This is a genomic window from Chryseobacterium sp. HMWF035 (assembly GCF_003094695.1).
Lineage (GTDB): Bacteria > Bacteroidota > Bacteroidia > Flavobacteriales > Weeksellaceae > Chryseobacterium > Chryseobacterium gambrini.
Map to the genome: position 1 here is coordinate 1 of NZ_QEHP01000120.1, position 13548 is coordinate 13548.

Sequence of the window (13548 nt, forward strand, 5' to 3'; positions counted from 1 at the left end):
ATTGCTAACGGAAACGTTTCTTTGAGAATCAGCATTCTGGATAATGCAGCCAACGGAACGGTTTTATATACAGAAACTCAAAACAAAACTACCAACGCTAAAGGTCTGGTAAACCTGAACATCGGACAGGGAACAGCTACTACAGGAAATTTCGGGGCGATCAACTGGGGAAGCAATGCCAAATTTGTAAAGGTAGAAATGGATCCTGCAGGAGGCTCTAACTATACGAATGTCGGGGTAAATCAGTTGATGAGTGTACCTTATGCACAAGTGAGTAAAACAGTTGTAACAGGAGCAGGACAGGGAATTACGCTAACTTCTCCTAATGGAACAAGTTATACTTTAGGAGTGAATGATTCCGGGACTTTAAGCTTACCTACAAATTCCAGCTCTGCAGGAAATACAGTACCTTCCAATTTGTATATGTATGGATCATATAATTCATTTAATCCATCAACTGCAGAACTTTTAAGAGGAAATGGACTTCCAAAAGTAGGATACAAATATCTGCAAGCTAACACCCAGATAAAATTTTTAGCTTCACCAGGAAACGGTGCTCAAACTTACGGTTCAAGTGCTATCGGTGCTATTGAAGCTAACGGAAGTAATTTTAATGTTACTTCTAATGGATTTTATGAGATTTATTTAGACCACGATACTGGTCCTGAAGTTATGGTTGGCTTTATCAACACAGTTCCTAAACTTAAGTTTACTTCAACAAACGGAAATCCGCCTACAACCAATGTAGCTTATAATACCTCAACGGGAAAGTTTACTATTAATGTATATGGTGTTACTACAGGCAATGGTTCATCGTTTTATGTACGTCTTGATGACGGACCAGAACCTGACGATTTGGGAGACAACCTAAATGATGGATCTTTTGATTTAAGTGGGGCTTCAATTAATTTTCCAAATGTTACCTCTACGCCGAAAAATTATAAGATTGAGTTTAATATTAATTTTAACGCAACAGGAACATACACAATCACACAAATATAAGCAAGAGATTATTAGCAATATACTTAACAGAAGCTCCTTTTCTAAAGGGGCTTTTTCTATTAAAAATATGAAAAGTAAAAAACAAATCCTCCCGAAAATGAGAGGATTTATTATGGAAACTATGTCGTAGAAAATTTAAATAAATATAAACTTTTAAGCATGAGCTTTTCTGAATTTAATCATGCTTAAAATAAACAGTCCTAAAAGTCCGAGAATAAAATAGCCTTCCGCAACCTGAAGCTGAATCTGAGGTTTTATGAATGCTGCAATTCCATAGCTTAATGCTGAAGTAATAATGAAGGCTACTCCACCCGTTAAACCTCCTGCAATTCCGGCAGAATTAGGAAATCTTCCGATACAGTAGGAAAAATAATTGTTGAAAATAAATCCTGCGGTCACATGAATTAAAAAAGCAAACGCAACCAGACTGTAAATATTATTAGAAAAATACGAAGCTGCAAACATAACAGCGATCAGAAGCAACTGAATAAAGTTGGCATTTCTTATTTTGGGTAGAAAAGCTTTATTAATTAATGCCTTTCCTAAAAATCCGCCCGTCATCCATGCAAAACCCAGAATAAGAGAAACATATCCTGCCACAACTTCGGAATAGCCCATTTTATGCTCAATAATAAAGGAACCACAAAGATTAAAAAACATAATCATCGAGTAGCTCAAGCCGCACATAATCATTCCGTAGAAAAAATCTTTAGCTTTAAACATGGAATTATATTCTTTAATCAGAAATTCCAAATGAAATGGATTTCTTTTCTTCAGGGTTTCACCGGAAAAAATAAATTCCAGAATCAGCAGCAGCAAACTGTACCCTGCCAAAACGTAAAAATTTGACTGCCATCCGAAATTTTTTTGCAGATAACCTCCAATAAACGGTGCAACAATAGGTCCTACAGACCAGACAATCGTCATGATGCTGAGATAATGTTTCCGTTCTTCTCCTTCATAAACATCCACAAAAAAAGCTCTTTTGGCAACGACTGCAAAGCCAGACAAAACACCCTGCAAAACACGCATTGCATAGATCACAAAAATATTCTGCGTTGTAGCGGTAATTAAAAAAGAGGCGACAAAAAGTGCCAGAGAAATCATGGAAACTTTATATCTTCCGAAAGAATCTACAATACTTCCGGCAAAAAACTGGGTAAGACCGTAGCTGATTAAAAATATGGATAAAGTAAGCTGAATATTGCTTTCCGTCTGATGCAGTTCCGTTGCCATACTCGGCATAGAAGGCAGATAAATATCCGTTGCCAGTCCGGACATCGGAATAACGGCAAATGCTAAAACCGTAGCAATAAATTTGTTTTTTTCTTTAAGGGTAACCATTGCTGATGTTAAAAATTATCAATTGAAAATTCAGATTTCCGAAAAAAGATCCTGAAAATCTGAATTGATGCGACTTTAATTATTGACTAATTTCATTGATCCTTCGCTGTATCTTTCACCAACGTCGGGATATTTCTTTAAGATAGAATCTATTGTTTTCAGATCGGATTCTGAAAGCTCAATTTTGGTTGCTTCAATATTTTCTTCTAAATATTGGATGCGTTTCGTGCCTGGAATCGGAATGATATCCTCTCCCTGATTCAGAACCCATGCTAAAGCAAGCTGAGTTCCTTTTACGCCTTTTGAAGCCGCAAAATCATTGATCTCCTGAGCTAAATTTCTGTTATTTTCAAGATATTTTTCCTGATAACGCGGTAAAGACTTTCTGAAATCTCCATCCGTAAAGTTCTGAGCTTCATTAATATTTGAAAAAAGTCCTCTTGCTAAAGGTGAATAGGGCACTAAAGTGATTCCCAGTTCACGGATTACAGGCAGAACTTCACGCTCCACATCTTTCGTAAGCAGGGAATATTCTGACTGCAGCGCGGTAATCGGATGAATTTTATGTGCTTTTCTGATCGATTCCGCAGAAGCTTCGGATAAACCTAAATATTTTACTTTTCCAGCCTTTACCAAATCTGCCATTGCACCTACCGTTTCTTCCACAGGAATATTCGGATCTACTCTGTGCGCATAGTACAAATCGATTTCATCAATTTTCAGGCGTTGAAGGCTTAAATCCACTGCCTTTTTAATCCATTCCGGCGAACCGTCAAAATACGTTCCCGGAGCGCCGCTGTGACCGGCTTGTCCGTCTCTAAACCTGAACCCGAATTTGGTTGCGATAAAAATTTTGTCGCGGTTCGGAACCAAAACTTTTGAAATAAGTTTTTCATTTTCTCCGTTTGCGTACATATCGGCTGTATCCCAAAAGTTGATCCCAAGATCCAACGATTTATGAAGAGTTTTAATGCTTTCCTGCTCATCTGTAGGTCCGTAAGCAAAGCTCATTCCCATACATCCCAAACCGATAGCTGATAATTCTTTTCCGGTGTTTCCTAATTTTCTAAATTTCATGATAGCTTGTGATTTTAAAGTTACAGTACAAAATTATAACAGCCGCTGAATGATTTCAATATAGAATTCAAACGAAGAATTATAAAATTCAAACAAGCGCAGTTCTTACTGCATTGGGCGTCATTCCGGTTTGTTTCTTAAAATAATTGGTAAAATAAGCCGGTTCTTCAAAGCCTAATCCGTAGGCAATTTCAGAAACATTCCAGTCAGTATGTTTTAATAAGGCATGAGCTTCCTGAATAATTCTAGCTGCAATTTGCTGACTTGTCGTTTTTCCCGTAATTTCCTTTACAGAACGGTTTAAAGAATTAACGTGAATAGAAAGACTTTCGGCATAATCCACCGGACTTTTCAGTTTTAAAAATCTTTCGGGACTGTCAATGGGAAATTGTCTTTCCAGCAGTTCCATGAATAAGGAAGCGACTCTCTGCGAAGCGTTCTGATAAGGTTCAAAATTTTCCGCAGGATGCATTTTCATCGTTTCGTGGATCAGAAGATGAAGATAAGCACGCAGCATATCATATTTATGAAGATAATCGGACTGAATTTCGTTCATCATTTTAATAAAGATATCGGCAAAGGTTTTCTGCTGTTCTTCATTGATAAAGAAGACCGGAGTTCCACCAATTTTGAAGAGCTGGGAATCCTGAAGATTTCCCAGACGGTTTCCGTCATGCACAAAATGATCTGTAAAAAGACAGAAAAAACCTTTCTGATCATTATCTTCCGCTTCCCATGAGTAAGGAATCACCGGATTTGAAAAGAGCAAAGCCGGCTGATCCACATAGATCCATTTATCAGCATAATGTAGTTTTCCTTTCCCGATGATTAATGAAATTTTATAATAATCTCTTCTGCTGTACGGCGTAATGAGTGAGCAGTTTTCGCGTGAAAAAACATTAAAATGTCCAACTCCGGGAGTTTTGATGCACTCCAGACCGACGCGTTGATAAAATCCTTTTATAGTTTCATTAGATTCCATGCTTCAAAATTATAAAATTCAAACATAAATCTGATCATGAAATAATCATTATAGATAAAATAAAAACGACTGATCTTTCGACCAGCCATTTAAGATTAAATATAATTGATTAATTGGTTTTAATGATGACCTTTTCCGTGTTTGTACCTGTAAGCTTTGGCTTTTTTATCCATGTGTTTATAGCGTTTGTCATTATTTTTATTTCTATTGTAAACTGCTACAGGATTTTGTCCTTTATAATATCTGTTTTTAAATTTAGCATACTTGTCCCTTCCTAAAATCCTTTCCAACTCTACATAACGGTCATTTCTCCATCGATCAGGATTATTATCATATACTCTGTTCCAGGAATCATAATCTTTGTAACGATTGTTCAGTGCATAAATCTGGTTTGCCTGTGTTGTTGAAAGCACCAGATCTGAAATTACGCTCTGCCAGTTCACATCTGAGATGCTTCTTCTGTAATCGCTATAATAATCCGTCTGTGCGTAGGATAAACCAAAAGTTCCTACCAACATCATTGTTATGATTAACTTTTTCATCTTTCATTCAATTTAAATTCTACTGTACAGAAATTTTCAATTTGAATGCCAAAATATTTTTAATCATTTTTAAAGATCATCAAACCATATATAAATCATTGATTTCCTAACATTTATAATCTATTCATAAATTTTTCTTAACGGTTTTAAAAATTCTTAAAATTTTCGCAGATTTCAGTTTTAATTTGTAATTTTAAAAGGAGAAAAGTTCTCCAATCTTTTTCAATCACCGAAAAATCTCAATCGTATGGAAAATATAAAATTTGAAGTATCTCCGTATCAGGATGAATTGCAGATACTTATTGACGGAAAAAAGTCGGGCTATATGTCCATTGAGATCGACGGCAGACTTTTAATTGTCTACTACACCAAACTTGAGGAGGAGCATGAAGGGAAAGGTTACGCCAAAATGCTTCTGGACGAACTTGTTCGCTATGCCGAAGAAAAAGATCTTCTGGTAGATCCTGAATGTGATTTTGTAAGACAGCAGTTTGAAAATCATCCTGCCCGTTACAAAGACATTTGGCACGCGTAAATTAGTCTTTCCACCAGACTCTGAACTTATTATCTGAAGCATTCAGATCAACAGGTTCGCCGATCATGGGTGTTAAAATATTAAGATTTTTATCTTTTCCGAGCTTCGTTACTTTTTCCAGCGGTTCGTTCCAAGCGTGGAGTGCCAATGCGAATTTGGACGAATGCACCGGAATGATATTTTTCGCCTTTACATCAATACTTGCCTGAATAACGTCTTCCGGTAACGCGTGGATGTATTTCCATGCTTCATTATACTGTCCGTTCTCCATAAATGCATAATCGAAAGGTCCGTATTTTTCACCGATCATTTTGAAATGGGTATCGTAGCCGCTGTCTCCGCCTAAAAACAGTTTCTTTGTTGGGGTTTCCAAAACATAGGAAGTCCAGAGTGTAACATTTCGTTTTACTTTTCTTCCTGAAAAATGTCTTGCAGGAGTATAAATTATTTTAAGATCATTCTTCAAAACAACTTCACTTCCCCACTCTTCTTCGATGAGCTGTTCCGGTTCATAACCCCATCTTTCCAGATGTGAACCGACTCCTAATGGTAAAATGACCTTTTTTACTTTATTTTTAATGGCTTTTACCGTAGGATAATCCAGATGGTCGTAATGATCGTGGGTAATCACCAGATAATCAAGCTCCGGAATATCTTCGGGCTTAAAAATATCAGCTCCGGAAAAGGCTTTGTTGAAAAACTTAAACGGCGAACCGTAAGAACTTAACACCGGATCAATAAGAAAAGAAACGCCATCGGTCTGAATGTAATACGAAGAATGTCCCAGCCACACAAAAATATCTTCATTTTTAGGAAGGTTTTTTAAATCTGTATGAATGGATGGAATATTTTTCAGTGGCTTTAAAAGCGGATTTTTTTTAGCAAAAAAGAAATCAAACATTACTTTCGGCATGGAATACCCTTCTGCAAGAGAGGGTGTTTCGCTTAGGTTCTGAAACTGACCGTCTCTGTAACGAGCGGACTGCTGCATTCTTTTTAACCTCTCTCCTTTTGCTTCCGCGCCAAAGACTTCCTGTCCTGTAATTACAAAATATAATAAAACCACTAAAACTGCAACTGCAATAATTGTATAAACCATTTCTTAAAATAATTGTCAAATGTATGACTTTATAAGCTATGACGATTTAAAATTGAAATTCCTTTATTTTTTATCTGAATAATTTTTAGTAATTGTTGTAACGTCTGGTTTGCAGAGGATTTATTGATATTTTTGTGATATATTTCGTTCGCAATTGCGTTTGATTTATTAAACTTATCTAAACTTTTTTACCGCAAAAGATGCAAAAAATTGTAACACTTTAGTTGTTCAAGTTGAATACTTAAATGAAAAAAAAGAGGAAGAATTCAATATCAATTATGAAGAAAATAAAAATACAGACAGGGTTTCGCCTGTCTGAACGGGATAAACAATAGTTTTCCCAAAAAATAGTTTAAACAAATTTAAAAAATAATTTGCATATTAACATACCTTTTGAGGTTAAATTTAAACAACTTCATTTTACTAATACAAAGTGGAGAAATCCAAAATGCTTTATTTAATTTGAAATATGTTAAAATTTTAAGTATTTTAGTTGTTTATGGTAAACATCAACAATTCATTGGGGTAAAGTAATTATTTTAGCATTGGTAAAATTGAAAATGCGCCTCAGAAATTATTTCATATTAGTATTAATTGTCTCGCTATGCTCTTGCGTGTCTGTAAAAAAGCACAATGAGCAGCAGAAAGTATGTATTTCCCCCGAAAAACTGAAAGAGGATGTTGATTTTGCCTATTCCAAACTGAAGGAAACGCACCCAAATCTGTACTGGTACATCACCAAGGAAACACTGGATTTTAAGTTTGACAGTCTTAAACAAACGATTCAGGAGCCGCTTACGCCGCTTCAGTTTTATTTTAAATTGCAGCCTGTAATTGCCGAAATAAGGGAAGGTCATCTTTCGCTGAGAATTCCGTCTAAAAGAATTAACAAAAAAGAAATTAAAGCACTGGAAGGGAAAAAAGGAATGTTCAGCCGTTTTGAATATTATGTGAAAAACGACAGGCTTTACATTAGCGAAAATAAAGATTCGATCCAAAATATAAAGCCGGGAACAGAAATTCTCTCGATCGATAAGGTTCCTGTTTCTGAATATATTAAACGGTATAAAAAACTGATCAGCAGTGATGGTTTCAACACGACTTTTCAGCCTTATTTCCTGAAGGATGTTTTCTTCAATTATTATGTTGCGGAAAAAGGCTACGAAGACCGCGCAACTCTGGAAACGCTTTATCATGGAGAAAAGAGGACTTATGAACTTAAGAGGGAATTAAAATCTGACGAGGATCTTAAGATAGACAAGGAAAACAAAAAGCGGACGCAGGAGAAAAAAGTGAATGATTATGTTGCTTTGAGCAATTCTTATAACCGTAATTTTAAATTTTTAGATCAGGACAGTACGGTTGCTTACATTCAGGTGAAAAGTTTTTCGGGTGTTTTTTCTTCGAAGTTTTATAAAGAAACGTTCAGAAAGATTAAAAAAGCAGATGCAAAATATTTAATTATTGATATTCGGAACAATTACGGCGGTTCGCTTGAAGAAATTAATAATCTGTATTCTTATCTTAGTTCTGAGCCGTACACGCTGATAAAACCGTCACAGGTAATCTCGAAATCGTCGCCTCTGAAAACCAATTATTTCAGAAAATCCGGTTTTTTGCAGTATGCTTTCAAAACATTGATGTATCCTGCATTTTTCTTCGGACAGACTTTCAGCACGTATAAAAAAGACGGCAAATTTTATTACAAAACCAGAGCCGACAAAGTATCTAAACCCAAAAATGATGTTTTTAAAGGAAAAGTTTTTGTGCTAATTAATGGCTCGAGTTTTTCAGCATCTTCAATTTTAACCTCAAAGCTTAAAAATGATAAGAAAGCAGTTCTTGTAGGAGAGGAAACCGGAGGAGCCAATGACGGTACGGTTGCCGGATTTTATTCTTATCAAACGCTGCCTAATTCCAAGATCGATCTGCCCATCGGTGTTCTTCTGGTACAGCCCAATATTACGTTTACTGATACTCAAAAGGGGGTTGTTCCGGATGTAAAAGTTTCTGAAACCATGGAGGATATTCTTGAGAAAAAAGATCCGCAACTGGATTGGATAATCAACGAAATTGAAAAAGAAAAACGTCCATAACTGATGTCAAAAAGTATTTTAAAAACTTAAAAATCATAGCTACTGCTCTGTTTTTATGGTTTATCATTCACTCCATTTATATTGTTACCGATGGTCTTTCTGATCAGGGAAAACGTGCCGATCTTGCCGTTATTCTGGGAAATAAAGTGAATGAAGACGGGACTTTATCAACAAGGCTTGAAAAACGTCTGGAAACCGGAATTGCGTTGTATCAGCAACACAGAATCCAAAAAATTCTCGTGAGTGGCGGATTGGGAAAGGAAGGATTTTACGAAGGGGATAAAATGAAAGAGTTTCTCCTTAGCAAAGGAATTCCTGATTCTGTAATTATCGTTGACAATAAAGGAGATAACACAAGATTGACCGTTGAAAATACGCTTAAACTTGAACCCAAATTACATTTTAAGAGCATTATCGTTGTTTCCCAATATTTCCATGTTACCCGAACCAAAAAACTGTTTGAAGATCAAGGTTTTGAAAATGTAAGTTCAGCAAGTCCGGCTTATTTTGAATGGCGGGATCTGTATTCGATTTTGCGTGAATTTCCGGCTTATTATACGCAGTAAAGGTTTTCTTGGTTTTCGGCGGCTTCGCCGCCGAAAACCAAGAAAACCCAGAAATCTATTTTTTCAGTTCAGAGAAAAGCGTTTCAATCTGCTTGATATATTTTCCGTAGAACACATTAAACCAAAGTTTTCCCAATAAAAGCAGCAAAGGCATCGTGATAATCATGGTAGAAATTAGCGTAATGGCAATCTGTGTATCCGATAAAGGAACTGGTCTCGGTATAAACTCCAGAACGATAATAAGTTCGCAGACTAAAAACGGGACAAAAGCAAGATAAAAAGACAGGTAGTATTGCTTATTCAGGTTAAACTGATGCAAAAGATCCTGCAAACTGTCATAGGTTTTCATCATCGTTTCGCTCATGTTTTTATACAGTTTAAAAAACTGACTGAAAAAGAAAAAGGTTACAAAAACCATTGATACTATAAGAATCGAGATGTAAAATTTAAACTTGAAAGATCCTGCACAGACGGCAATTAAGGCAAAAGCAAAAACGAAAATTGCCACGGTGGACCAAAATTCCATCCGCATATTTTTACGGATTTTTTCCAGCGGAAGATGGATTCTGTTTTTCTGCTCAATGCTTATTTCAGGAGTTTCGTCGAAAGAATGATCTTCATTCCATGTATTTTTAAGGTCGTCTATATTCATGATGTTTGATTTAAATGTTATTGTGTATTTGCGTTTAAGATATCTTTCAGCTTGTTTTTGGCGCGGTTCATTTTTACCCTTACATTTCCTTCGGAAATCCCCATCTGTTCGGCAATCTGCTTTCCGGAAAAATCTTCGAGATAATAGAAAATAAAAGCTTTGTCAATAGGATTCAACTGATGAATGGCTTTATACATGGCATTCAGTTTTTCTTCTTTTTCATGATCAAATTCTTCCTGAATGATTTTATATTCCGAAAAATCTTCATTTCCTATAAAACTCCTTCTTTTTTCGTTTTTAAGGAAAATAATGGCTGTATTCAGGGCAATTCTGTACAGCCAAGTCGAAAATTCGCTTTCTCCTTTAAATTTGGGATATGCTTTCCAGACCTGATAGGTGATCTCCTGAAAAAGATCATCGCGGTCTTCTTTTTCGTCCATGTACATTTTAGAAATCTTAAAAATGATTCCTTTATGTTTTTCTATTTCTCTTAAAAATTCGTGTTCTAATGAGGTCATAATTTTACGCTCTATAGAATTAGTTTGCCCTTCATAAAAATGTTACAGTTTTTTTATTTAAATCTGTTTAAACATTTCGTAGAATTCTAGTTGCAGGGTAACATAGAACATTTAAAGATTTTTTTTAACAAAAAACCCGGCAGAAATATTCCGCCGGGCATTCATTGTGTTTTTTTGATGCTGAAAACTTATTCCACTACTATCTTTTTAGAAACAGCAGTACCATTTACACTAATTTTAATGATGTAAATTCCTTTTTGGAACCCAGAAATATTAATTTTATTGGTTCCTTTATTTAATTTTTCATCCTGTTTTACCAGTTTTCCTGAAACATCATAAATTTCGAAGGTTGCATCATTCTTAGTATTTTCAATGGTGAACACTCCGTTTTTAACAGGATTTGGATAAACTCTGATTTCATTTGAAATTTCTGAAGTATCTTTCACGGCAAGAATGGTTTGGCAATTACCTACCCCCACTGCACACCAAGCATTTTCAACCTGTTGTATTTCGGGTGCATTTGCTCCGAATAGGTCTGCAGCCGCTTGTTTTGTTCCATTATAAGCATCCAGAAAAGTACTGTTTGGCGTGAGATAAGTTGTTAAAGTTTTGTAAGCAATTTTTTCCGCTTTTGCCAGTGTTACTCCTGTAACATTAAACGCTGTTCCCAAGTCATTGGTTCCAGATCCGCCTTGAGAAAGAAGATAAAACCAATAGTTGCCTACTCCGCTGTTGGTATGTACTCCGCAGTAATCATTTGTCTGTCCGGAAGGTGTACATCCTACTACACTCACCCAATAAGTGCCGTTGTAGGTATCGGGTTGCTGACCTAAAGCAGGATTAGCGGAATTAGGATTAGACATGCTTCTTATATATCCCGGAGAAACATTAAGAACACCTTCGCCAACCGTCCAGTTAGCAGAAGCTGGAGCTCCGTAAAATTCAATCGCTGTTCCAAAAATATCTGCAAAAGATTCATTCAACGCTCCTGATTCTGACTGATAATTCAGACCTCCCGTTCCATTTCTATCGATAATCATGTGAGAATATTCATGACCGCCCACATCAATGGAAGCCAGAGTATTGGTTGCTCCGGGAGAACCAGGAAGGTTTCCGTTACCAAAAGCCATAAACTGCATGCCGTTTGCCAATTTTACAGCGGTTGCATTAAAGCCATATCCTGCAGGATACGAAGAACTAAGCTTCGAAAAATCCATATTATAATAATTATTGATGGCAGAACCGTTTCCGTCAAAACTATTTCTGTTAAATTTATTAAGATAATAATCATAAGAGGATTTTATCGCCCAGTGAACTTCTACCGGAGCTTTTGTGGCTGCTGAAGTAAAATTCGCAGAACTGTTTGTATATTCCGTAGAACCTGCCAATACAAGATTTCCACCTGCATCGAGACCAAGCTGTCCTGTAAAACCGGTAGCATCATACGTATGGATTTTTCTTGCATTATCGAGCAGTCTGTAACTTCCATTGTAAGAATCTACTGTAATAGACTGGTTGCCTTTGTAGTATGTTGTACTTACAGAAGGAGTATCTGCATGATAAATCTGCGAAAGTGTTTTTACAATTTTTTTTGTATTATTATCAATATAGATCACCTCAGAGAAAAGAGGTTTTAATGAGGAAGTAGCTACAGTAGTGGTGTTATAAAGCTTCACATCTTTACCGGCATACACTTTTGCAATTACGTTTTCTGCTGTTCCGAATGTCAGATTTTCAGAAGCTGTATTTTTTTCATTAGAAATAATCTGTTTTACTTCCTGATCAGAAAGTTGTGCCGCGGTATTAAAATCTGTACTATTTATAAACTCACCATTCACAAAAGTTACCATTCCATCTTTTTCATGAATAGAAATAACATCATCCATTACTTTAGTATTTTTAAAATAATGCTGATATACAGAATGTTTAATTCCCAATTCATCCGTAGCAGTCTTTACCAGTGAAAAAGAATGATCTCCATTACTTCCCAGCCACTCCCCTAAATGATTAATAAGATAATCCGAAGGAATATTCTGCCCGCTGAAATCAGCACTGAAATTCCCCATTGATGAAGTAGTAATACGCTTAGGAAAATTTTTCACAGAAAGCTCTGTACGTTCTTTTTTCTGAGCCTTTACCAAAGAAAGCGGTGCAATACCGATAGCAAATGAAAAAATCAATGCTTTAACAATTGTAACTGTCTTTTTCATATTATTCTTTTTTGATTAAATCTGACAGTTAGTAGGAAAAGATAAAGTTTGTTACAAAAAAGACAGCAATTCTATTAAAATTAAGAATATTTATTTTTTAATTCCCTTTGTTTAAAGCTTTTTGAAGGATATGCAAGTCGATGAAATCAAGCTTTGCGCCGATTACAATAACCGCCAATAAGACAATCGTTAAAAATGCAATAATGAAAACATAAGCGGAAGCAAACCACAATACTGTGTTCAGGATATTTCCTTTAATTCCGATTTTTTTGATGAAATATTTCTGGGAACGTTCAAACCACGTTTTATCTCTGTTCTTTCTTTGTTTCATTTCTACTTCAACGCCATTAAGTTCATCCACAAGACATATAACATCTTCAATGTATTTTCCGTACATATAGTAGATCCAGTACTTTATTAAAATAAACAAAACAAAAATGGCGATCAAAAAACTGACGACAAAAACAGCAAAATGGTAATCTATATTAAACTGAAAATCAATCTGCTCAAGAGAAGAAACAAACGCTAAAGGAATATAAGAGATGTAGTATGAAATATAAATTTCCTTAGAAACCAAAAGTTGTGTTTTGAGGTTGAAAAGATCATAATTGGTATTAATACTTGTCTTTTTCAGCATTTTATACAGCTTAATGAATCTTGAATAAAAATAGATGATAATCCCTAACGTAAGAACAGCGACTAATATCGAAATTGTCTTTACATTAAAATCTTCCGTTGCAAAAGGAAATCCTATTAAAAGCATAGGAAGCGTGAGAATCATCAGCCAGAATTCAGTTTTCATGTTGATTCTGATCATTTCCAGTGGCGAATGTATTTCGTTCTGCTTTTCCAAAGAAATTTCCGGAAGCTCCTGATGATCTTTTTCCCAGAGTTCTTTAAAATTTTCTAATTTCATACCTTATAG

At 35.6% G+C, this 13548-nt stretch carries 12 protein-coding genes and 1 pseudogene; 4 read left to right on the forward strand and 9 right to left on the reverse strand.

Features of this window, described 5'->3' with window-relative positions; all coding sequences use genetic code 11:
• Positions 1-1002 (forward strand): annotated as a pseudogene (locus DD829_RS23800) (hypothetical protein); the annotation flags it as partial.
• Positions 1003-1155: 153 nt separating this feature from the next.
• On the opposite strand, the gene DD829_RS17720 reads toward DD829_RS23800, so the two are convergent.
• The 4 genes from DD829_RS17720 to DD829_RS17735 all read right to left on the reverse strand — a co-directional run bounded on the left by DD829_RS17720 (position 1156) and on the right by DD829_RS17735 (position 4947).
• A complete protein-coding gene (locus DD829_RS17720; protein ID WP_108408941.1) occupies positions 1156-2346 on the reverse strand; it encodes an MFS transporter in 1191 nt (396 codons plus the stop codon).
• Between the two features lie 75 nt (positions 2347-2421).
• Positions 2422-3423, reverse strand: a complete 1002-nt coding sequence (locus tag DD829_RS17725) for an aldo/keto reductase (protein ID WP_108408940.1) — start codon at positions 3421-3423, stop codon at positions 2422-2424.
• An 88-nt stretch (positions 3424-3511) separates the two neighbouring features.
• Positions 3512-4405 (reverse strand): helix-turn-helix domain-containing protein, encoded by an 894-nt coding sequence (locus tag DD829_RS17730; RefSeq protein ID WP_108408939.1) that lies wholly within the window; start codon positions 4403-4405, stop codon positions 3512-3514.
• Between the two features lie 119 nt (positions 4406-4524).
• Positions 4525-4947: a hypothetical protein gene (locus DD829_RS17735; RefSeq protein WP_228408236.1), complete on the reverse strand. Its 423-nt coding sequence runs from the start codon at positions 4945-4947 to the stop codon at positions 4525-4527.
• Between the two features lie 247 nt (positions 4948-5194).
• Here DD829_RS17735 and DD829_RS17740 point away from each other — a divergent pair, with 247 nt between their 5' ends.
• The gene (locus DD829_RS17740; RefSeq protein ID WP_087710810.1) at positions 5195-5482 is read left to right on the forward strand and encodes a GNAT family N-acetyltransferase; all 288 of its coding nucleotides are present in this window, start codon (positions 5195-5197) and stop codon (positions 5480-5482) included.
• Between the two features lies 1 nt (position 5483).
• Here DD829_RS17740 and DD829_RS17745 read toward each other — a convergent pair whose 3' ends face one another.
• On the reverse strand, positions 5484-6581 hold the full coding sequence (locus DD829_RS17745; protein WP_108410882.1) for an MBL fold metallo-hydrolase: 1098 nt from the start codon (positions 6579-6581) through the stop codon (positions 5484-5486).
• A 614-nt stretch (positions 6582-7195) separates the two neighbouring features.
• Here DD829_RS17745 and DD829_RS17750 point away from each other — a divergent pair.
• A complete protein-coding gene (locus DD829_RS17750; protein ID WP_228408237.1) occupies positions 7196-8677 on the forward strand; it encodes a S41 family peptidase in 1482 nt (493 codons plus the stop codon).
• Positions 8678-8808: 131 nt separating this feature from the next.
• Positions 8809-9243, forward strand: a complete 435-nt coding sequence (locus DD829_RS17755) for a YdcF family protein (RefSeq protein WP_262497973.1) — start codon at positions 8809-8811, stop codon at positions 9241-9243.
• 55 nt (positions 9244-9298) lie between these two features.
• On the opposite strand, the gene DD829_RS17760 is transcribed toward DD829_RS17755, so the two are convergent.
• From DD829_RS17760 to DD829_RS17775, 4 genes are all read right to left on the reverse strand, one after another.
• Positions 9299-9895: a hypothetical protein gene (locus DD829_RS17760; RefSeq protein WP_108409770.1), complete on the reverse strand. Its 597-nt coding sequence runs from the start codon at positions 9893-9895 to the stop codon at positions 9299-9301.
• A gap of 17 nt (positions 9896-9912) precedes the next feature.
• On the reverse strand, positions 9913-10413 hold the full coding sequence (locus DD829_RS17765; protein WP_108409771.1) for an RNA polymerase sigma factor: 501 nt from the start codon (positions 10411-10413) through the stop codon (positions 9913-9915).
• Positions 10414-10601: 188 nt separating this feature from the next.
• The gene (locus DD829_RS17770; protein ID WP_108409772.1) at positions 10602-12623 is read right to left on the reverse strand and encodes a M4 family metallopeptidase; all 2022 of its coding nucleotides are present in this window, start codon (positions 12621-12623) and stop codon (positions 10602-10604) included.
• Positions 12624-12720: 97 nt separating this feature from the next.
• Positions 12721-13539, reverse strand: a complete 819-nt coding sequence (locus DD829_RS17775; RefSeq protein WP_108408818.1) for a hypothetical protein — start codon at positions 13537-13539, stop codon at positions 12721-12723.
• Between the last annotated feature and the right edge of the window lie 9 nt (positions 13540-13548).

Bases quoted from the DNA above. Each gene is read 5' to 3' on its own strand.
- DD829_RS17760 (WP_108409770.1), bottom strand. From the start codon at position 9,895: ATGAATATAGACGACCTTAAAAATACATGGAATGAAGATCATTCTTTC.
- DD829_RS17770 (WP_108409772.1), bottom strand. From the start codon at position 12,623: ATGAAAAAGACAGTTACAATTGTTAAAGCATTGATTTTTTCATTTGCT.
- DD829_RS17775 (WP_108408818.1), bottom strand. From the start codon at position 13,539: ATGAAATTAGAAAATTTTAAAGAACTCTGGGAAAAAGATCATCAGGAG.
- DD829_RS17735 (WP_228408236.1), bottom strand. From the start codon at position 4,947: ATGAAAAAGTTAATCATAACAATGATGTTGGTAGGAACTTTTGGTTTA.
- DD829_RS17765 (WP_108409771.1), bottom strand. From the start codon at position 10,413: ATGACCTCATTAGAACACGAATTTTTAAGAGAAATAGAAAAACATAAA.
- DD829_RS17725 (WP_108408940.1), bottom strand. From the start codon at position 3,423: ATGAAATTTAGAAAATTAGGAAACACCGGAAAAGAATTATCAGCTATC.
- DD829_RS17730 (WP_108408939.1), bottom strand. From the start codon at position 4,405: ATGGAATCTAATGAAACTATAAAAGGATTTTATCAACGCGTCGGTCTG.
- DD829_RS17745 (WP_108410882.1), bottom strand. From the start codon at position 6,581: ATGGTTTATACAATTATTGCAGTTGCAGTTTTAGTGGTTTTATTATAT.
- DD829_RS17720 (WP_108408941.1), bottom strand. From the start codon at position 2,346: ATGGTTACCCTTAAAGAAAAAAACAAATTTATTGCTACGGTTTTAGCA.
- DD829_RS17740 (WP_087710810.1), top strand. From the start codon at position 5,195: ATGGAAAATATAAAATTTGAAGTATCTCCGTATCAGGATGAATTGCAG.